Origin of the sequence: Bacillus sp. SIMBA_031 (assembly GCF_046535225.1) — a bacterium.
In the GTDB taxonomy this organism is placed as follows: domain Bacteria; phylum Bacillota; class Bacilli; order Bacillales; family Bacillaceae; genus Bacillus; species Bacillus velezensis.
This window is the reverse complement of the sequence record NZ_JAWRXC010000573.1, coordinates 1-246: the sequence shown is the minus strand read 5'-3', so window position 1 is coordinate 246 and position 246 is coordinate 1. Positions and strand designations below refer to the sequence as shown.

The window sequence follows — 246 nt, the reverse complement described above, 5'->3', positions numbered from 1 at the left end:
ACGGTCGCGGCACCAGAAGCAACGACCGTCCCAGCGGAGTGATTACTTCTCGCAGCCGATTCCATCGCCGTCTGAATCGAGTCCATAGATATCGCGGCCGATGACCGTCACTGGGCCGCGGACATATGCGGGACCGTTGCCTTTACCTCCAGCGCAATCCACATCCGACGCTATGGGCACGCAAGCCCCGGAATAGTTGGGGTCGCATCCGCTCTGGGCCGGCGGAGCTGCGGCCTTTTGCGCCGC

The 246-nt window shown here is 63.4% G+C and carries 1 protein-coding gene; it reads right to left on the bottom strand.

The window, feature by feature from the left end; all coding sequences use genetic code 11:
• Positions 1–42: 42 nt before the first annotated feature.
• Positions 43–246 (bottom strand): hypothetical protein (locus tag SB724_RS21415; RefSeq protein ID WP_410573045.1); only part of this gene is annotated, 204 nt, incomplete at its 5' end.